We start from the raw sequence: 19,408 nt of genomic DNA on the forward strand, positions 1-19,408 counted from the left end.
GAGGAGTGGGGGGTCAGGACCTGGTGGCGGAGGGTCACGGGGTCCGGGGGGGGGGGGGGGGGCGGCGGGGCGGGGGCGCGGGGGGGGGGGGGGGGGGGGGGGCGGGGGGCCCGCCACCGCCACCCCCACCAGCGGGCGCACGGACAGGTCCAGCCCGCCCACGGGGAGCGGCGGGGTCAGGCGCTCGACGAGCCGGCGCGCCGCGCTCTCGGCCGCGCCCGGGCCGTCGACGTCCAGCCCCACGGCGAACACGTCGCGCGCGAGCCGCGCCGGCGTCCCGGCGTCCCCGGCCTCCCGGCCCACCACGGTGGCCACCGCCCGCAGCAGGTCGTCCGCCACGGCGTGCCCGAGCGTCTGCGCCACGTCGCGGTAGCCGTCGAGGGCGACCAGCAGCACGGCGGGGACGGTGCCCGACGGCGCGTCGCAGGGGCCGATCTCGAGCCGGCGCGCCAGCCCGGTGGCGTTCGCCAGCCCGGTGACGTGGTCCGTCACGGCCAGGTGCTCGAGGCGCGTGTGCTGCTGGCGCATCGCCCGCAGGAGCCCGCCGAACCGCAGCAGGAACGCCGCGATGACCACGATCGCGGCGACGCACACCTCGGCCAGGTGCACGGGCAGGCCGCGGGCCGCCTCGAGCGCGGCCGTCCCGGGCAGCACGCACACCGAGACGCCGAGCAGCACCAGGTAGCCGGTGCCGAGGTCGCCGTCGGCGCGCGGGGCCGCGGCCCGGCCGGCGGAGGCGTGCCGGGCGGCGGAGGCGAGCAGCACGTAGCCGAGCAGCCAGAGGGTGTCGAGCAGGTGCACGCGCGCGTCGAGCGCCGGCCAGCCCGGGGCGAGCAGGAACAGCTCGTCGGCGAGCAGGATCGCCAGGACGCCCCAGGTCGACAGCCGCAGGGCCGGGGGTCGGGTGCCGGCCGCGGTGGCGGCCCGGGCGAGGAGCACGAGCAGCACCGCGTCGCCGGCCGGGTACACCGCGCCGACCGCGGTGCCGAGCGGATCGGCCGGCCACCCGGCGAGGGTCGGCTCGAGGACCAGGAGCCAGAGCAGCAGGAGCGCGCCGCTCGTGACCAGCAGGGCGTCGAGCAGCCAGGTCGGCCGCCGCCCGCGTGGCGCGGGGAACGCCCGCACCAGCCCGGCGGCGAGCAGCGGGTAGGAGGCGACGTACGCGAGGTCCGCGACCGAGGGGAACGGCTCCACGCCGAGACCGCGCTCGAGGAACGTCCACACCGCGTCGCCGACCACCCAGGCGACGAGCCCCAGCGCGAGCAGCTGCCAGGCGCGCCGCTGCGGTCCCGAGATCCGGCGGGCCGCCCGGAAGGCTCGCGCGGCGCACACGGCGCCGACGGCCACGTACAGCACGTCCCGGAAGGTCCCCGGGGGCAGCACGGCGTGCGTCACCAGCACGGCGACGACGACCGCGAGCCGCGGGAGGGAGGCACGCTGCAGCACGGTCTCCTGATCGGCATCGCACGGCGCTGCTTGACCCGTCAGGAGGGTGGTCCTGGCGGGCCGCGCCGACCTGCAGGTCAGGGGACCTGTGGGTAGGGTCACGCCGGGGGGTGAGGCATGGGCGGGAGCGGACGAGCGGACGCGGACGAGGCACGACGGGTCGCCGCGCTGCGCGACCTGGCGGTGCTCGACACGCCCCCGGAGGAGCGGTTCGACCGCGTCACCCGGCTCGCCCAGCAGCTGTTCGACGTCCAGATGGCGTTCATCTCGCTGGTCGACGCCGACCGGCTGTTCCTCAAGTCGCGGCAGGGCACGGCGGCGCGCGAGACGCCCCGCGAGGGCATGTTCTGCGCGGCCGCGATCCAGCAGCCCACGACGATGGTCGTCCCCGACGCCGCGCTCGACCCGCGGTTCACCGCCGCGCCGTTCGTGACCGGCGACCCGCACATCCGGTTCTACGCCGGCCGCCCGCTCGCCACGGCGGGCGGCGAGCGCGTGGGCACGCTGTGCCTGATGGACCGCCGGCCGCGGGAGTTCACCACCGAGGACGAGGCCCTGCTGACGGACCTGGCGGCCTGGGTGGAGAAGGAGCTGTCCGCCGACGCCGAGCTCGGGCGGGCCGCCGAGGTGCAGCGCGGGCTGCTGCCCACCGCCGCGCCGGACGTCCCCGGGTGGGACCTCGCCGGCGCGTGCCTGCCCGCGCACGGGGTGGGCGGCGACTTCTACGACTGGCAGGCGGCCCCGGGGCGGCTGCTGCTGACCCTGGCGGACGTCATGGACCGGGGCCTCGGGGCCGCGATCATCGCCGCGACCGTCCGGTCCGTGCTGCGCGGCCTCGGCCGGCACGAGGACGTCGGCGAGGCGCTGGCGCTGGCGGAGCGGGTGCTGGAGCCCGACCTCGACCGGGCCGGCGCGTTCGTGACGGCGTTCCACGCCGCGCTCGACCCGGCGACCGGCGTGCTCCGGTACTCCGACGCCGGGCACGGCCTCGCGGTGCTGCGGACGGCGGACGGCGCCCTGCGGCGGCTGTCCGCCCAGGGGCCGCCGCTGGGTGTGGTCGTGGGAGAGCCGCGCGCGGCGGGCGAGGTGACGCTCGCCCCCGGTGACGCCCTGGCCGTCGTGAGCGACGGCGTGCTCGAGCGCGGCGACCGGGCGCTGGACCCGGAGGACGTGCTGGCGGGGCCGCTCGGCGCCGCCACGTCGGCGGCGGACGCCGTGGCCCGCGTGCTCGCGGGCGCGGGCACCGCCACGGACCGCCCCGACGACCTGACCGTCGTGGTGCTGCGGAGGGAGAACGGATGAGGCAGCAGCTCGTGCTGCGGGTCGTCGTGGTGCTGACGCTCCTGCTGGGCGTGAACTACATCGCCTGGCGGTGGCTCGACTCGGTGAACTGGTCGGCGTGGTGGATCGCCGTCCCGCTGGTGATCGCGGAGACGTACTCGCTGATCGACGTCGCGCTGTTCGGCATGACGATGTGGAAGGCGAAGCAGCGCGAGGACCCGGCGCCGCCCGCGCCGGGGATCACCGTGGACGTGTTCGTCACCACCTACAACGAGCCGGTCGAGCTGGTGATGCGGACCGCCGAGGCGGCGCGCGACATCGCGTACCCGCACCGGACGTGGGTGCTCGACGACGGCTCGCGACCCGACCTGGCCGCCGCCGCGCGCGCCGCCGGCGTCGGGTACATCGAGCGCTCCGAGGACTGGACCGACCGGCCGCGGCACGCCAAGGCCGGCAACCTCAACAACGCGCTGTTCCAGACGGACGGCGAGTTCCTGCTGATCCTGGACGCGGACCAGATCCCCGAGCCGGAGATCCTGGACCGCACCCTGGGGTACTTCGCGGACCCGGCGGTCGCGCTCGTGCAGACGCCGCAGTTCTTCACCAACGTCACCTCGGCCGACCCGCTGGGGAGCCAGGCGCCGCTGTTCTACGGCCCGATCCAGCAGGGCAAGGACGGCTGGAACGCCGCGTTCTTCTGCGGGTCGAACGCGGTGCTCCGCCGGGACGCGCTCATGCAGCTCGGCCTGGTCGGCTACGTCCGGGAGACCGAGCGGTCGGTGCGCGAGGCGCTGCACGCGTCGCGCCGCCTGCTCGACCGTGCGCAGCGGGACGCCCCGGACGCGGTCCAGGCGGCCGTGCTGCACGAGGTGCAGGAGGCCGCGGCGCGGGCGCTCGGGGCGCTCGACGCGGGCGAGCCGCTGTCCGACGTCACGTACGGCTTCCAGCGGGAGGTCGACGGGATCTCCGCGCAGGTCGTGGCCCGGGACGTCGCGAGCATCCAGGACGACCTCGCCGCGATCGCGGCGCTGCCGATCGCCCGGGACGACGAGATCGGCGCGGTCGTGGTCGACGAGCCCGCGCTGGCCCGGCTCGCCGACCGCGAGTGGTCGCCGCTCGGCGCGATCGAGTCGGTGCAGGCGCTGGTGCGGGCGGTCGACGTCGACCGGGGCTCCGAGGCGCAGGCCGTGATGCCGGTCGCCACGCTGTCCGTCACCGAGGACATGGCGACCGCGATGCGGCTGCACGCCCTCGGCTGGAAGACGGTCTACCACCACGAGAGCCTGGCGCACGGCCTCGCCCCCGAGGACCTCGGCACGATGATGACCCAGCGGCTGCGCTGGGCGCAGGGCACGATGCAGGTGATGCTCAAGGAGAACCCGCTGGGCGTCCGGGGCCTGGCGGTCGGGCAGAAGCTCATGTACTTCGCGACCATGTGGTCCTACCTGTCGGGCTTCGCGGCGCTGGTGTACCTGGCCGCGCCGATCATCTTCCTGTGCTTCGGGGTGCTGCCGGTGACGGCCTGGACCGTCGACTTCTTCGCGCGGTTCATCCCGTTCTTCCTGGCCAGCCAGCTGCTGTTCGTGGTGGCGGCGCGGGGCGTGAAGACCTGGCGCGGGCAGCAGTACGCGCTCGCGCTGTTCCCGGTGTGGATCAAGGCCGTGTGGACCGCCGTGGCGAACGTGTGGTTCGGTCGGCCGCTGGGCTTCGCCGTGACCCCCAAGGTCCGGCCGGACGGCTCGCCCAGCCAGTGGCGGCTCGTCTGGCCCCAGCTGCTCGCGATGGCGCTGCTGGTGGTGGCCGCGGTCATCGGGATCGTCCGGGCCTCGCTCGGGCTGTCCCTGTGGGTCGGCACGACCGTGAACCTGCTGTGGGTGGTGTACGACCTGGTGGTGCTCAGCGTCGTGGTGCAGGCGCTGCGCTACCGCGGGTTCACCGGACCCGAGGCGAGCCCGCCGTCCAGCGCGCGGCGCCGGGGCATCGCATGACGACGACGAGGAGGACCCGATGGAGCTGACCACCGACCGGAGCGAGGGCGCGGCGGTGCTGCGCGTGCACGGGCGGCTCACCATGGCCGCCGCGGGGGAGCTGAAGGCGGCCGTCGACCGGGAGGTGGCCGACGGGCGCACGCTGGTCGTCGTGGACCTGTCGGACACGGCGTTCCTGGACTCGTCGGGCCTGGGCGCGCTCGTCGGGGGGCTGCGCACCGCGCGTGCCGCGGGGGGCGACCTCCGGATCGCCGGCGTGGGCCAGCAGGTCCGCACCGTCCTGGAGCTCACCACCATGGACCGGGTGCTCCGCCCGTACGCCACCGTCGAGGACGCGGTCGGTGCCGGCCGCTGACGGGGCCGCGGAGCTCCGCGTCGACGGGGCCGCGGAGCCCGGCTGGCTGGAGGAGGTGCACGACGCCTTCGCGCGGCTGTGGGCCGCCGCGCCGGACGTGCCCGACCTGGACCGGCTGCGGTTCGAGACCGCGGTGATCGAGATCGCGACGAACGTGGTCCGGCACACCGTCCCGGTGGGCGACGGGCCCGTGCGCGCGACCATCCTGCTGCGGGCCCGCCCGGAGCGGCTCGAGGCCGAGCTGTCGGACGACGGCGCCCCGGTGCGCGTCGACCTGGACCCCGCGCCGGTCGACGACTTCGCCGAGAGCGGGCGCGGCATCGCCCTCGTGCTGCGCGCCGTGGACAGCCTCAGCCTCGACCGCGACGGCGACCGGAACACGTGGCGGCTGGCGCGGCACCGGTCCGGGTGACGTCCCGGCGACCGGCCGTGCCGGTCGGCGTCGACCGGGTCCGGTGACGTACGGTCGTGGGGATGGCCACCGACACCACCCACCTGGAAGCCGAGCGGGTCGCGGCGCTGCACCGGCTCGGCGTGCTCGACACCCCCGCCGAGGACCGGTTCGACCGCGTCGTCCGGCTCGCGCGGCAGCTGTTCGGCGTCTCCACCGCGATCGTCTCCCTCGTCGACCGCGAGGTCGTCGTCCACAAGGCGATGGCCGGGTTCGACGAGCCGGTCGTGCCCCGTGAGGACTCGTTCTGCGGCACCACGGTGCTGTCCGACCGCATGCTCGTCGTGCCCGACGCCTCCCGGGACGAGCGGTTCCGGGACAAGCCCTTCGTCGTCGGCCCGGGCGGCCTGCGGTTCTACGCGGGTCAGCCGCTGGTCGCGCCCGGCGGGTACCGGGTCGGGACCCTGTGCATCGCCGACCCGGAGCCGCGCGAGTTCGGTGCCGACAGCGCGGCGCTGCTGCGCGACCTGGCGGCGTGGGTCGAGAAGGAGCTCGTGATCGACTCCGAGCTGGAGCGCGCGGCCCAGGTGCAGGCCGGGCTGCTGCCCCGCAGCGCCCCCGACGTCCCGGGGTACGAGGTCGCCGGCGCCTGCCTGCCCAGCCGGGCCGTCGGCGGCGACTTCTACGACTGGACCGCCACCGGGGGCGGGGTCGTGCTCAGCCTCGTCGACGTCATGGGCAAGGGCGCCGGCGCGGGCATCATGGCCGCGTCGATCCGCGCCGTCCTCCGCGGGTCCGCCCACGGGGCCGACGTCGCGCAGTCCCTGCTGTACGCCGGGGCCATCCTGCACTCCGACCTGTCCGGCGCCGGGGTGTTCGCCACGGCGTTCCACGCCGCCCTCGACGCCGCCACCGGGGACGTCTGCTACGCCGACGCCGGGCACGGGCTCACGGTGGTCGTGCGCGCCGACGGCACCGACGAGCGGCTGCCCGCGACCGGGCTGCCGCTCGGGGTCCTCGACGAGGAGGCGCGCGAGCAGCGGAGCACGCACCTGGGCCCCGGCGACCTGCTGGTGACCTTCTCCGACGGGGTCCTCGACCTGGTCGACGGCACCCTGGCGGGCGTGCCGCCGGTGGTCGAGGCCGTGCGGGGGGCCGGGTCGGCCGGGGACGCGGTGGACGCGGTGCTGCGGCTCGCACGGGGCGCCGCGGAGCGGCCGGACGACATCACCGTGGTGGCGGTGCGTCGGGAGGGCTGACACCCCGGGCGTGCGGGGCGGCGCGCGGCGTCGCCCTCAGGCGCGCGGCGGCACCGGGTGCAGCAGCACGTCCGACAGCACCCCGCCCTCCGCCCGGGCCGTGAGGTAGGTCCCGGTCGGCTGCCGGCGCCGGTCCGTCGGCGACCCCGGGTTCAGCAGCCGCAGGCCACCGGGGGCGACGGTGTCCCACGGGATGTGGCTGTGGCCGAACACCAGCACGTCGGCGTCCGGGTACGCCGCCGCGCACCGCGCCTCCCGGCCGGCCGCCTGCCCGGTCTCGTGCACCACCGCGAACCGCACCCCGCCGAGCTCCGCGCGGGCGACCTCCGGCAGCCGGGCCCGCAGGTCGGGGCCGTCGTTGTTGCCCCAGCAGCCGACGACCCGGCGGGCGCGGGCCTCGAGCGCGTCCAGCAGCGCGACGTCCACCCAGTCGCCGGCGTGCAGCACCACGTCCGCGGCCTCGACGGCCGCCCAGACCGCCGGGGGCAGGTCGCGTGCGCGGCGCGGGACGTGGGTGTCGGCGAGGAGCAGCAGGTCCACGGGGGCTCCGGGGGTGTCGGCGGGGATCAGGCGGCCCGGCGCAGCGCGACGACCGTGAGGTCGTCCTCGGGGTGCCGGGGGTCCACGAGCGACAGCACGGCGTCCGCCGCCTGCTCCGCGGTGCGCGTGCCGCGGACCGCGCGGCCCACCTGGTCGAGGTCGCCCAGCGAGCCGCCGAGCGCGTCCAGCACGCCGTCGGAGAACGTCACCAGCAGCTCGCCCGGGGCCAGCCGCGCCCGCGCGCTCACCCGCGCCGGGCCGGGCGCGATCCCGAGCGGCAGGCCGGTCGCGGACAGCCGGCGCGCCGTGCCGTCCGCGTCGACGATCAGCGACAGGCCGTGGCCGGCGTCGGTGTAGGACACCTCGCCGTCCGCCGCGTCGACGTGCGCCCGGAACATCGTGACGAACGCGCCCGCGTTCGCCAGGTCGGCCGTCATCGCGCGCTCGGTGGCCGCCAGGGTCCCCGCCACGTCGAGCAGCACCGGCTGCGCGTGCAGCACCGAGCGGGTGGTCGCCGCCAGGATCGCGGCCGCCGGGCCTTTCCCCATCACGTCGGCGAGCGTCAGCACCAGCCCGTCCGGCACCTCCTGCCAGTCGTAGAAGTCGCCCCCCACCGAGCCCGCCGGCACGAACCGCGCCGCGAGGTCCAGGCCGGGCACGTCGAGCGCCCGCGACGGGAGCAGGCTCGCCTGGACCTGGGCGGCCCGCCGCAGCTCCGTCCGCTCCGCCGTCACGTCCCGCAGCACCGTCACCGCGCCGCCGCCGGCGGCGGCCGGCAGCGGCGCGGCCGAGAACGTGACGATCCGGGGCTCGGTCGACCCGGGCACGCGCACCAGCAGGTCGGCGTCGCGCACCTGCTCGCCGGCGAGCGCCCTGCGGAACGGCAGCTCCGCCTCCGGCACCGGGCTGCCGTCGATCCGCCACAGGTGCGCGAGGTCCGACGCGCCGTCGGCGCCGGCGTCGGCGCGGCCCGTGAGCAGCAGCCCCGCCGTCGGGTTCCGGACCACCACCCGGCCGCTCGCGTCAACGACCCGCACGCCCTCCGACATCGTGTCCACGACGGTCGCCAGCAGCGTCGCCTGCTCCTGGGCGCGGTCCCGCGCCGCCTGCAGGTCGGCCACCAGCCGGCCCCGCTCCTCCCGCGCGATCGCGAGCGCGAGGCCGATCACGGCGACCAGCCCGACGTAGAGCTGCGCGATCGCGACCTGCGCCGTCGGGTCGGGCAGCTCGGCGAACGGTCCGGAGCCCGCCAGCGTCAGCTGGATCGCGACCACGCCGCAGATCGTGGTGTGCAGCACGACCGAGCGGGTCGGCAGCCGCGACCCCGCCCACACCGTGAGCCCGATGAGCGGGAACACCACCGCCAGCCAGTCGACCTGGACGAACCACACGAGGTAGAGCAGCGGCGCGAGCAGCAGCGCCGCGAGGTAGTCGGCCCCGTGGCCCTCCGTCCACCACTCGACCCGCTCCTCCGCCGTCCGCCGGCGGCGGTGGTGCAGCCAGGCGCCCAGGGTGAAGCCCAGCGTGCCGATGCCGACGATCGCGACCGTGTTGCGCGCGCACCACAGCAGGGCCGTCCGCCACGTCCACGGCTCGCCGCCCACGACGACCGCGAGCTCCACCAGCGGTGCCGACACCGCCGAGCTCAGGGCCGCGCCCAGCACGAACCACCACAGGTCGGGGACGCGGCGCAGCTGCCGGGTCCCGCGCGCCGCCCACACGTAGGGCGCGCGCCGCGCCAGCACCACGGCGCACACCACCGCCTGGACCGTCGCGGCGAGCGCCCCGATCGCGGCCGACAGCGGCGACGACCCGGTCGCCGCGATGACGGCCCCGGTCGACAGCGCGAGCACCACCGGGTCCAGCCACGGCCACGGGCGGCGGGCGCGGGCGACCAGCCAGAGGACCGCGACCCCGGCGGCCGGCCAGACGAGGCTGACGTCGGCCTCGGGCACGCGGGTCGAGCGGCCGAGCAGGCAGGCGGCGGCGTTGAGCAGGGCGAACAGCACGACCAGGCGCGCGTCGCGGGCGTCCGGGCGGCGGGCGCGGGGGAGCGCGGGCGGCGGGGGCCCGGGCGTTGCGGTGCCGGGCGTTGCGGTGCCGGGCGCTGCGGTGCCGGACGCCGCGGTGCCGGCCCCCGCGGCGCCGGGCACGGGGGTGCCGGGCGTGGTGGGAACCCCGCTGACCTGCGGCTCCGTCGTCACGCGTCCTCCCCGCCGTCGTCCGTCCCCGACCAGCAGGCTACGGGGCGGTGCCCGGCTGCGCCCGCGCCAGGTGAGGAGCGGCCCGCGGACGGGGGGAGGAGCGGCCCGCGGACGGGGGCGAGGAACGGCCCGCGGCCGGGCGACCGGGCGACCGGGTGACCGGGTGGCGACGGGGCCCGCGACGGTCACCCGCTCCCGGCGGGACCTTCGTCCCGGCGATGCCGTAGCGTCGGCGCCGTGGACCCGTCCGTGCAGCGTGCGCTCGTCGTGGGGCGCCTGCTCGGCGTCGCGACGACCGTGCTCGCGCTCGGGTCCGGCGCCCACGTGCTCGGCGGCGGCCACGCCCCGTCCGGAGCCGCCCTGGCGCTGATCGGGGCGCTCGTGCTCGCGGGGTCCGCCGCGCTCGCGCGCCGGCCGCTGACCGTGCGCGTGCTGCTGCCCGCCGCGGTCGCCGGCCAGCTCGCCGTGCACGTCGCGCTCACCTGGCTCGCGCCGGCCGGTGCCGCCGCGATGGCGGGCGGGGTGCACGCGGGGGACGCCCGGCTCGTCGGGCACGCGGGGCACCCCGAGCTGCTCGAGGGCCCTCCCGGGGCGCTCGCGGGCGTCCCGGCGGCCGCGGCGTCGCCCGCGCTCGGCGGTGCCGACCCCGTGGCGGGTGCGGCGGTCGCCGACCCGCACGGAGCCGGCGGCGCCATGCTCCTCGCGCACGCCCTCGCGATGGCGGCCACCGTGCTGCTGCTCGTCGCCACCGACCGCGGCCTGGTCGCCCTCGCCGGCCGCTGGGCGGCGCTGCTGCCCGCGCTGACCGGCGGCCTGCCGGGCCCGGTTCCCGCGCGGCCGCGGCCTGTCGCACCCGGCCTCCCGGCACCCCGCCCGCTGCCGGCCCTGCGTGGCGGTGCGGCCCGGCGCGGTCCGCCTGGGGAACCCCGCCTCCGCGTGGCCTGACCGTCCGCCGCCGATCGCGGCGGGGCGCGGGCCACGCCGTCCTCGCGCGCCCGGACGCCCCTGCGGCGGACCGGAGGCGCGCCCTCGTGCCGCACCCCAGGAGAACCACCATGTCCGCATCCCCCCGCGCCCTCGCGCGCGCCGCCGCCGGCTCGGCCCTCGCCGCCGCCCTCGTGCTCGGCTCCGCCGCCGCGGCGTCGGCGCACGTCCGGGTCGTCCCGGAGGCCACCGCCGCCGGCGGCTGGACCGTCCTGACGTTCCGCGTCCCCAACGAGTCGCCCACCTCGGCGACCACCCGGGTGACCGTCGACCTGCCCACGGACACCCCGCTCACGTCGGTCTCGACCCAGCCGGTCCCCGGGTGGACCGCCACGGTCGAGCGCGGCGACCTGCCCGAGCCGGTCGAGGTCGACGGCGCCACGATCACCCAGGCCCCGCTCAGCGTCACCTGGACGGCGGACGGCGACGGCATCGGCGAGAGCGAGTTCCAGCAGTTCGCGATCTCCGTCGGCCCGCTGCCCGCGGCCGGCACCGACCTCGTCCTGCCGGCGCACCAGGAGTACGCCGACGGCGAGGTCGTCGACTGGGACCAGGTCGCCGAGAGCGACGCCGAGCCCGAGCACCCGGCGCCCGTGTTCACCACGACCGAGGCGGCGGGCGACCCCGGCGCGGCGACCGCCGACGACCAGGGCGTGGACGACGGGATCACCGCCTCGGACGACGCCTCCGCGGCCGACCCCGCCGCCGGGACCGCGGACGACTCCGGGACGCTGCCCGTCGTGCTCGGGGGCCTCGGCCTCGCGGCCGGGGTGGGCGCGCTCGTCGTCGCCCTGCTCGCCTGGCGGCGGTCCGCGGCGCGCTGACCGGCGTCCGCACGCGCGACGCCCCCGCGACCGGGTCCGGTCGCGGGGGCGTCGTCGGTGCGCGGGCCCGGGTGGGGTCAGCCCTCGACCGGGCGCTCCACCAGGTACGAGCGTCCGTCGGCGCCGACGACCCGGACGAACTCCGTGCGCAGGGCCTGATCGCGCTCGCGGTCGGCCTCGGCCACCTCGCGGTCGGGGGCCAGGGGGTCCCCGACCTGCGCCGGCCCGAACACGCTGAGCAGCGCGGCCTCGCGCCGGTCGTTCGCCCTGCCGATCTTGCCCATGGCCCGCCCCGTCCGTCGATGCTGAGTGCGCTCATCATATGCGCACGAACCATCCGGGCTAGCATCGTCGCGTGCACCCCGTCGACCCGGCCGCCGCCGCGAGCACCACCGCGCCCGCGGTCGACCCGCTCGCCGTCGAGGCCCAGGTCTGCCTCGCGATGTCCGCGGCGGCCCGCGCGCTCGTGGCGTTCTACCGGCCGCTGCTCGAGCCGCTGGGGCTCACCCACCCGCAGTACCTCGCGATGCTCGCCCTGTGGCAGCACGGGGACCTCAGCCTCAAGGCCCTCGCCGGGCTGCTGCACCTCGAGCCTGCCACCGCGTCGCCGCTGGTCCGCCGCCTGGAGTCCCTCGGGCTGGTCGAACGAGCGCGCAGCGGTGCCGACGAGCGCGCCCTGGCGATCCGGCTCACTCGCGCCGGCCGGGCGCTGCGGGACCGCGCCGTCGGCATCCCGGCCGCGATGGTCGAGGGCCTGCGCCTCGACCTCGGCCAGGTGGAGCAGGTGCGGGAGGCGGCCCAGCTGCTGCTCGCGGCGTGCGAGGACGCGGAGGCGCGCGGCGCCTGAGCGCCGGGTGGCGCGGGCCGGGTGGCGCGGGCCGGGTGGCGCGGGCCGGGCCGCCGCCGGCGGGCCAGCCGGGGTCAGCGGCCGAGCGCGTGCTCCACCGTCGTGCACGGGTCGCCGGTCTCCGCCTCGCGGTACTCGCACGCCGCGCGGCGCAGCAGCAGGCCGACCGTGCCACGGTCCGCCGGCGCGAGCGCACCGAACACCTCGTCCTCCGCGGCCGCCACCCGGTGCTCCAGCTCGGCGAGGAGCGTCCCCGCCGCGGCGGTCGGGTGCACCCGGCGCTGCCGGCGGTCGACCTCGGCGACCCGGCGCTCCACCAGGCCGGCGCGCTCCAGGTCGTCGATCAGGTAGGTCATCACCGTGCGGTCGATGCCGAGGCTGGCCGCGAGCGCGGCCTGGCTCGCGTGCGCGCCGCGCACGACCTCGCGGAGCACCAGGAAGCCGCGGAACCCGTGCGGCACCGCCTCGACGGCCGTGGCCATCGCGCGCTCGTACGCGCGGAGCAGCACCCCGAGCGACCACCCGAGGTCGGAGACGGGGTGCGTGGGGTCGTCGGCCACGGTCATGCGCGGAATCGTACGCCGACTCCCGTGGTTGATCCAATCATCTGTGGAGCATACGATCGGACGAGCCGACGGATCCGTCGGCGGATCGAGACGAGGCGGACATGACGGACTACGGCCACGACCTGCTCTTCGGGTCGTTCATCACCCCGGGCAACGCGGCGCCCGAGCGCGTCGTCGGGCTCGCTCGGCTCTCGGAGGAGGTGGGGCTCGACCTCGCCACCTTCCAGGACCACCCGTACCAGCCGTCCTTCCTGGAGACCTGGACCCTGCTGTCCTACGTGGCCGCGCGCACCGAGCGGATCACCCTCGCGCCGAACGTCGCCAACCTCCCCCTGCGGCCACCGGCCGTCCTCGCCCGGTCCGTCGCCAGCCTCGACCTGCTGTCCGGCGGGCGGGTGGAGCTCGGGCTCGGGTCCGGCGCCTTCTGGGACGCCATCGAGGCGATGGGCGGCCGGCGGCTCACCCCCGGCCAGGGCGTCGACGCCCTCCGCGAGGCCATCGCGGTCATCCGGGCCCTGTGGGACACGAGCGAGCGCGCCCGCGTCGACCTCCCCGGCGACTACTGGCCCCTCGCCGGCGCCAAGCGCGGCCCCGCACCCGCCCACCCCGTCGGCATCTGGGTCGGCGCCTACAAGCCGCGCATGCTCCGGCTCACCGGCGAGCACGCCGACGGCTGGCTGCCGTCGCTCGGCTACCTGAGCAGCCTGCAGGACCTCGACGACGCCAACGCGCGCATCGACGACGCCGCCCACGGGGCCGGGCGCGACCCGCGCGCCGTGCGCCGGCTGCTGAACGTCGGCGGGCAGCTGTCCGCCCGCCGCAGCCCGAACCTGCTCGCCGGACCCCCCGAGCAGTGGGTGGAGCAGCTCGCCGTCCTCGCCCTGGAGCACGGCATGAGCGCCTTCATCGCCACCGGCGACGACCCGACGCTGCTCACCGTCCTCGGGCAGGAGATCGCCCCGGCCGTGCGCGAGCTCGTCGCCGCCGAGCGGGGCGGGTCCGCCGGGCTCGCCCCCGCGGCCCTCGTGGCGGGGGAGCAGGCGTGAGCGGCGCGGACCTCGGGCACCCCCTGCAGCTCGGCGTCGAGCTCGCGCCGTCCGCGGCCGACCCGGGGGCCGCGGTCCGGCTCGCGCGGCGGGCGGAGGAGCTGGGGCTGGACCTCGTGGTGGTGGCGGACCCCGGGGACGCCGCGGACGGCGGCGGCACGCTCGACGCCTGGACCGTCCTCGGGGCGGTCGCCGGCGCCACCGAGCGCATCGGCCTCGCGACGCGCGGCCTGCGGCTCGACGGGCGCCCGCCGGCCGTGCTCGCCCGGGCCGTGGCGAGCCTGGACCACCTGGCGGGCGGGCGGGTGACGCCCGGGCTCGCCGCCGGGACCGACGGCGCCGACCCCGACGAGGCGCTCGACGCGCTCGCCGAGGGCGTCGACGTGCTGCGCGGCATGTGGGCCGCCGCCGAGCCCGGCCCGCTCGTCCACGAGGGCCGGCATCACCGGGTCCCGGGCGCGCAGCGCGGGCCGGCGCCCGCGCACGCCCTCGCGCTGTGGCTCGGCGGGACGTCGGGACCGGCGCCCGCGGCTTCGGCGCCCGCGGCTTCGGCGCACGAGGGGGCGGACGCCGGTGCGCGCACGCTCGCCGCGCGGGTCGCCGACGGCTGGTGGCTCGCCACGCCGGCCGGTGCCGACGACCCGGAGGGCGACGGGCAGCGCCAGGACGCCGTGCTCCGCGAGCAGGCCGCGCTCGACGCGGCCCTCACCGCCGTGGGCCGGGACCCGCGCGAGATGCGCCGCGGCCTCCTGCTCGACGCGGAGTCCGGGCTCGGGTCACGCGCCGCCGACGGGACCGCGGCGCCGGGCGTCGCGGTCGTGGACCACCTGGCCGCGCTCGTGCTCGACGCGGGCGTCGGCACGCTCGTCCTCGGCGTCGGCGACGAGACGGCGCTGGCGTCGTTCGCCGGGGTCGCCGCGGCCCTGCGCGACCGCGTCGCGGCCGTGCGCGCCGACCGCGGCACCCGGGTCGGGACCGTCCGGAGCGCCGCCGTCCGCGCCGCGCGCGCCCCCGGCATCGACTACGACGGGATCCCGCCCGCCCTCGTCGGCACTGCCGTCGAGCCCGGCGACGCGGGGTACGCCGCGGTCCGGTCGACGTACATGCGCGGCGGCCGACCGGGGCTCGTGCTGCGGCCCGGCGACACCGCCGAGGTCGTCCAGGCGCTCGCCTACGCCCGGGCGCAGGACGTCCCCCTGGCCGTCCGCAGCGGCGGGCACGGCATCAGCGGCCGGTCCACCAACGACGGCGGCATCGTCCTCGACCTGTCCCGGATGGCCGCGATCGAGGTGCTCGACGTCCGCACCCGGCGCGTCCGCGTCCAGCCGGGCGCCCGCTGGGGCGAGGTCGCCGCCGCCCTGCACCCGTACGGCTGGGCCCTCACCTCCGGCGACTACGGCGGCGTCGGCGTCGGGGGCCTCGCCACCGCCGGCGGCATCGGCTTCCTCGTGCGCGAGCACGGCCTCACCCTCGACCACCTGCGCGCCGCCGAGGTGGTCCTCGCCGACGGCACCGTCGTCCGGGCGAGCGACGACGAGAACGCCGACCTGTTCTGGGGCGTCCGCGGCGCCGGGGCGAACCTCGGCATCGTCACGTCCTTCGAGTTCGAGGTCGACGAGGTCGGCGACGTCGGCTTCGCCCAGCTCGTCTTCGACGCCTCGGACACCGAGCAGTTCCTGGTCGACTACGGCGCCACCGTGGAGGCGGCGCCGCGGGACACCACGGCCTTCCTCATCATGGGGCCGCCCCGCAACGGGATGGTCGCCGCGCAGGTCATGGCCATGGTCGACTCCGACGACCCCGAGACCATCATCGAGCGGCTGAACCCGTTCGCCCGGCTCGCGCCCCTGCTCCAGCAGCAGGTGCAGGTCGTCCCGTACCCCGCCGTCGTCTCCGTGCCGCAGCGGCACACCTCCGAGGGCGAGCCCGTCACCCGGTCCGGCATGGCCCAGCACCTCACCCCGGCGCTCGCGGCGGACGCCGCCCGCCTCGTCCGGAGCGGGGCCACGCCGTTCTTCCAGATCCGTGCCGCCGGGGGAGCCGTGCACGACGTCCCGGCCGACGCCACCGCCTACGCGCACCGGTCGGCGAACTTCAGCATCGTCGCGATGGGCAGCAGCCGGCGGCGGATCGACGCGATCTGGGACGCCATGGCGCACCACTTCCACGGCACCTACCTGTCCTTCGAGACCGACCCGCGACCCGAGCGCCTCGCCGACGTCTACCCCGGCCCGACCCTGGAGCGGGTGCGCGAGCTCAAGCGGCGGTACGACCCCGAGGACGTGTTCCGCCACAACTACTCCGTCGCCGAACCACCCGCCGTCGTGCTCTGAGCCGTCCCGCGGCGGACCGGGTCGGGGTCCGCGGCCGTGCCACCCCGAGGGGTCTCGGGGTCGCGCCTCCGTCGCGAGGAGGAGGCCGTGCACCCCCAGGGGGACCCGGTACGCCCCACGTGGGACCCGAAGATACGGCGCAGGGCCGATCCGCGCGGCGCTCGGCCTTGCCAGGATGGAACCCGTCAGCACGTCGAGGGGCCGAACGAGGAGCAACGTCATGTCGCCGCAGGTGTGGATCGTCGTGGCCGGCCTGGTGGCCGTGATCACCGTCGTCGGTCTGGGTGACCTGGTGAACCGCGCCCGGGACGCGCGCCGCGTGCGCCGCTGACCCGCCGCGGGCGGTCGCCGGGAGGAGGGCCCGGCACCGCCCGCGAGGCCGTGGCTCGCGCCACGCAGGACGACGCCCGCGCCCCCGGGGGGAGGCGCGGGCGTCGTCGTGCCCGGGCGTGCGGCCGTGCCGCCGGGCCCGGCTAGTCGCCGATCTTGTCGTCGGCCTTCTTCTCGAGGTCGTCGATCTTGTCGGCGTTCCCGCCGCCGGTCTTCTTCGCGGCGGTGTCCCCGGCCTTCTCGATGCCGGCGTCGCTGGCCTTCTCCGTGACGTCGTCCAGGCCCATGGTGCGGTCCTCTCGTCTCTCGGGTTCTGCGCAGCGGGTCGCCGGGCGGCCCGCCTCCGTCAGTCTCGGCGCGCGCGGCCACGGGCGCGACCGGGGACCGGCGCGGCTCTGCGGGACACCGCGGGTGCGGTTCTGCGGGACGCCGGGCAGGGGTGCGGCTCTGCGGGGACGGGGACCGGTGCGGCTCTGCGGAGACCCCGGGCGTCCTCGGCGTACGCCGGTCGGCGTACCCGCGATCCCTCCCCGGGGATGACGACGCGAGGGTCGACGGTGGTGGACCGTGGGAGCACGTCGCCGGACCCGCCGGCGGGGCGCCCGAGGAGGAACCGTGACCGGCTTCGACACCGCCACCCCCGCGGCACCCGCCTCCGTGGCGTCGGTGGGCGTCGCGTCAGTGAGCCCGGCGTCGGTGGGCACCGCGTCCGTCGGCGCTGCGTCGGTGGGCGTCGCGTCGGTGGGCACGGCGTCGGTGGGCACGGCGTCGGTGGGCACGGCGGCCACCGAGCCCGCCGTGCGCGCCGCGCGCTCCGTCCGGCTCGCCTCCGCCCTGCACGCCGCGGGCGTGCGTGCGGGGCACCGGGTGTCCCTCCTGCTCGCACCCGGCCCGGCGCGGTCGGCCACCGTCACCGCCTGCCTGCGCCTCGGCGCGGTCGTGGTCGCCGCCAGCCCCGCGCTGCCCGACCCGGAGGTCGCGGCGGCGCACACCGCGGCTCGCCCCGACGTGGTGGTCGGGGACCGGCGCGGTCTGCGACTCGTGCGGCGCCTGCGGGGACCCGCGCTGTGGCTGGCGGCCGACCGTCCGCGGCTGGCGGACAGGTTCGCGGGCGGGGGACTCCCGCTGGCCGACCTCGTGACGCGGCACCTCCTCGTGGCGCTGCCGCCGCTCCCGGACCCGGACGGCGACGCGGCGCTGCTCTTCGTGCCGTCGGACCGACCGGACGAGGGCCCGCTCGGTGTCCACTGGACACGGGCCGACCTGGCGGCGCTGGCTGCGGCCTCGGTTCCGCGGCTCCGCGCGGTGGCGGCGACTCCCCGAGGCGCTCGCGCGGCGTCGACCCCGCTGGCGAGGGAGCTGCTGACCGCGGCGGCCGGCTGGGTGCAGCCGCTCGAGCAGACGCACGGGCCCGCACCGGAGCGGCGACCCGCCCTGGTGTAGCGCCCGGAGCCGACGGTCATCGCCAGCCGCGAACGTCCACCACCGAGCCGACGGTCGCCCCCACGACGGACGCGTCCTGCCCGACGCCCGGGTCGGCGTTGATGACGACCGCCACGGCGCCGCGCGCCGCCGGGTACCAGCGGACCTGGCACTGGAAGCCGACGCCCCAGCCCTGCGTCATGACGCACGGGCGGCCCGTCGGGCCGAACGGGAACACCCCGAGCCCGACACCGAGGCCGTCGGGGTCGCTGACCAGTGCCGCACCCTCGTCGGGGCCGAGCAGGACACCTCCGCGGCCGTCGAGGGCCCGGCCGAGGTCGGCGAGCAGGACGGCGAGGTCGTCGGGCGAGGACCACAGGCCCGAGGCAGCCAGGCCCGCGTAGTGCACGCGACGGCCCGCCACCCGCGTCCCCTCCGCGTCGTGGCCCGCCGCGGCAGACCCCGCGAGGCGGGCGACGACGTCGGCCCGCGACCCGGTGACGGCGGCCAGCGACCCGGTGACGGCGTCGGCCCGCTCGCCGGACCAGAAGCCGGTGGCGGTGAGCCCGAGCGGGGCGACGACCTCGTCGTGCAGCGCGTCGGCGAAGGAGCGGCCGGTCGCGACCTCGACGGCGCGCTCGACGACGCAGTAGCCCGCGTCCGAGTAGGCGAAGGCCGCGCCGGGCTCGGTGGTGACCCGCACCGGCCCCGGGTGCGCCGCGGTCGACCCGGCGAGGACGTCGCTCGTCGCGGCGGCCGGGCCCGCGGAGGGCTCGAAGGCGCCGGCCGGGTCCACGACGCCGCCACGGTGCCCGAGCAGCTGTCTCAGGGTGGGGCCGGTCGGGCCGGCGACGTCGAGCGGGACGAGGTCGCGCACGTCGGCGTCGAGGTCCAGGACGCCGCGCCGGGCGAGCCGCAGGACGCCGACGGCGGTGAGGGTCTTGGCGGCGGAGCACAGGTGGAACGGGGTGGCGCTGGTGGCTGGCACGTCGTCGGCGGTGTCGGCGGACCCCCGGACACCGACTGCCGGCGGGGCGTCACCCGCCAGGACGACCGTGACGAGGGCGGCGGGAGCGGTCGGGGTGGGCGGGCAGAGGTCCATCAGGGCTCCGTACGGTCGAGGACGACCCGCGGTCCTCGCCCTGGACGCGGCTGTGTCCCGGACGCTAGCGGCCACCGCTGACAGCGACGCGGGCCGCTGGCGGCGGTGGTCGTGAGCGGGCCGGGCACGCGCAGGGTGCAGTCCGCCCGGGCCGCCGCCCGATCCGGCGCGATGGACGGTCGGACCGTCCGCAGGCACGGAGCCGGAGCGTCCGCAGGCGCGGCGCCGCAGCGTCCGCAGGCACGGAGCCCGAGCGTCCGCAGGCACGGAGCCGGAGCTTCCGCAGGCGTGGGACGGTGCGGGCGCGGCGGCGGGTGCGCACGGGGACGACGGGTCGGGTGGGGGCGTGACTGCCGGTGGGCGCAGCGGTCGGGCCCCGACTATCCCTCGAGCCTCCCGCTCAGAAGGGTGGGGGTGCGTCGTAGGGGTCGGCCGTCGCGTCGTGGTTGCGGCCGGTGCCGGGTCGGGTGAGGTAGCGGTGCCCGGTGGG

General features: G+C 77.8%; 18 protein-coding genes. 11 read left to right on the plus strand and 7 right to left on the minus strand.

All coding sequences use genetic code 11. The annotated features are described in order from the left end of the window. The coding region (locus FS882_RS20455) for a GGDEF domain-containing protein (protein ID WP_158376065.1) at positions 1–1,446 on the minus strand (1,446 nt) is incomplete at its 3' end. 117 nt (positions 1,447–1,563) lie between these two features. Here FS882_RS20455 and FS882_RS20460 point away from each other — a divergent pair. From FS882_RS20460 to FS882_RS20480, 5 genes are all read left to right on the plus strand, one after another. Next, the gene (locus FS882_RS20460) at positions 1,564–2,748 is read left to right on the plus strand and encodes a PP2C family protein-serine/threonine phosphatase (RefSeq protein WP_158376067.1); all 1,185 of its coding nucleotides are present in this window, start codon (positions 1,564–1,566) and stop codon (positions 2,746–2,748) included. Continuing rightward, complete coding sequence (locus FS882_RS20465) at positions 2,745–4,715, plus strand: glycosyltransferase family 2 protein (RefSeq protein WP_158376069.1); 1,971 nt, start codon at positions 2,745–2,747, stop codon at positions 4,713–4,715. Before FS882_RS20460 ends, FS882_RS20465 begins: the two co-directional genes overlap by 4 nt. A 19-nt stretch (positions 4,716–4,734) precedes the next feature. Further along, on the plus strand, positions 4,735–5,070 hold the full coding sequence (locus FS882_RS20470) for an STAS domain-containing protein (protein ID WP_158376071.1): 336 nt from the start codon (positions 4,735–4,737) through the stop codon (positions 5,068–5,070). Beyond that, positions 5,057–5,482, plus strand: coding sequence for an ATP-binding protein (locus FS882_RS20475; RefSeq protein ID WP_158376073.1), 426 nt, complete (start codon positions 5,057–5,059; stop codon positions 5,480–5,482). Before FS882_RS20470 ends, FS882_RS20475 begins: the two co-directional genes overlap by 14 nt. Before the next feature lie 62 nt (positions 5,483–5,544). Next, positions 5,545–6,720 (plus strand): PP2C family protein-serine/threonine phosphatase, encoded by a 1,176-nt coding sequence (locus FS882_RS20480; protein WP_158376075.1) that lies wholly within the window; start codon positions 5,545–5,547, stop codon positions 6,718–6,720. 36 nt (positions 6,721–6,756) lie between these two features. On the opposite strand, the gene FS882_RS20485 is transcribed toward FS882_RS20480, so the two are convergent. Continuing rightward, on the minus strand, positions 6,757–7,260 hold the full coding sequence (locus tag FS882_RS20485) for a metallophosphoesterase family protein (protein WP_158376077.1): 504 nt from the start codon (positions 7,258–7,260) through the stop codon (positions 6,757–6,759). A 26-nt stretch (positions 7,261–7,286) separates the two neighbouring features. After that, positions 7,287–9,464 (minus strand): SpoIIE family protein phosphatase, encoded by a 2,178-nt coding sequence (locus FS882_RS20490; protein WP_158376079.1) that lies wholly within the window; start codon positions 9,462–9,464, stop codon positions 7,287–7,289. Between the two features lie 237 nt (positions 9,465–9,701). On the opposite strand from FS882_RS20490, the gene FS882_RS20495 reads away from it, so the two are divergent. Further along, positions 9,702–10,409, plus strand: a complete 708-nt coding sequence (locus FS882_RS20495) for a hypothetical protein (RefSeq protein WP_158376081.1) — start codon at positions 9,702–9,704, stop codon at positions 10,407–10,409. 110 nt (positions 10,410–10,519) lie between these two features. Then, the gene (locus FS882_RS20500) at positions 10,520–11,272 is read left to right on the plus strand and encodes a YcnI family protein (protein WP_158376083.1); all 753 of its coding nucleotides are present in this window, start codon (positions 10,520–10,522) and stop codon (positions 11,270–11,272) included. A gap of 77 nt (positions 11,273–11,349) precedes the next feature. On the opposite strand, the gene FS882_RS20505 is transcribed toward FS882_RS20500, so the two are convergent. Next, positions 11,350–11,556: a hypothetical protein gene (locus FS882_RS20505; protein ID WP_158376085.1), complete on the minus strand. Its 207-nt coding sequence runs from the start codon at positions 11,554–11,556 to the stop codon at positions 11,350–11,352. 158 nt (positions 11,557–11,714) lie between these two features. Here FS882_RS20505 and FS882_RS20510 point away from each other — a divergent pair, with 158 nt between their 5' ends. Beyond that, positions 11,715–12,119: a MarR family winged helix-turn-helix transcriptional regulator gene (locus FS882_RS20510; protein ID WP_158376097.1), complete on the plus strand. Its 405-nt coding sequence runs from the start codon at positions 11,715–11,717 to the stop codon at positions 12,117–12,119. 74 nt (positions 12,120–12,193) lie between these two features. Here FS882_RS20510 and FS882_RS20515 read toward each other — a convergent pair whose 3' ends face one another. Then, the gene (locus tag FS882_RS20515) at positions 12,194–12,685 is read right to left on the minus strand and encodes a MarR family winged helix-turn-helix transcriptional regulator (RefSeq protein WP_158376087.1); all 492 of its coding nucleotides are present in this window, start codon (positions 12,683–12,685) and stop codon (positions 12,194–12,196) included. A gap of 101 nt (positions 12,686–12,786) precedes the next feature. Between FS882_RS20515 and FS882_RS20520 the strand changes: the two genes are divergently transcribed. Beyond that, on the plus strand, positions 12,787–13,731 hold the full coding sequence (locus FS882_RS20520) for an LLM class flavin-dependent oxidoreductase (protein WP_158376089.1): 945 nt from the start codon (positions 12,787–12,789) through the stop codon (positions 13,729–13,731). Next, on the plus strand, positions 13,728–16,064 hold the full coding sequence (locus tag FS882_RS20525; protein WP_158376091.1) for an LLM class flavin-dependent oxidoreductase: 2,337 nt from the start codon (positions 13,728–13,730) through the stop codon (positions 16,062–16,064). The genes FS882_RS20520 and FS882_RS20525 overlap by 4 nt, the downstream gene beginning before the upstream one ends. Before the next feature lie 473 nt (positions 16,065–16,537). Here FS882_RS20525 and FS882_RS21240 read toward each other — a convergent pair whose 3' ends face one another. Further along, positions 16,538–16,681, minus strand: a complete 144-nt coding sequence (locus FS882_RS21240; RefSeq protein WP_187365411.1) for an Rv0909 family putative TA system antitoxin — start codon at positions 16,679–16,681, stop codon at positions 16,538–16,540. Between the two features lie 328 nt (positions 16,682–17,009). On the opposite strand from FS882_RS21240, the gene FS882_RS20530 reads away from it, so the two are divergent. Continuing rightward, positions 17,010–17,837 (plus strand): long-chain fatty acid--CoA ligase, encoded by an 828-nt coding sequence (locus tag FS882_RS20530; protein WP_262348447.1) that lies wholly within the window; start codon positions 17,010–17,012, stop codon positions 17,835–17,837. Between the two features lie 16 nt (positions 17,838–17,853). Here FS882_RS20530 and FS882_RS20535 read toward each other — a convergent pair whose 3' ends face one another. Beyond that, the gene (locus FS882_RS20535) at positions 17,854–18,918 is read right to left on the minus strand and encodes a serine hydrolase domain-containing protein (RefSeq protein WP_158376095.1); all 1,065 of its coding nucleotides are present in this window, start codon (positions 18,916–18,918) and stop codon (positions 17,854–17,856) included. Positions 18,919–19,408: the final 490 nt, after the last annotated feature.

Origin of the sequence: Cellulosimicrobium cellulans (genome assembly GCF_007679345.1) — a bacterium.
Classification (GTDB): Bacteria; Actinomycetota; Actinomycetes; order Actinomycetales; family Cellulomonadaceae; genus Cellulomonas; species Cellulomonas cellulans_A.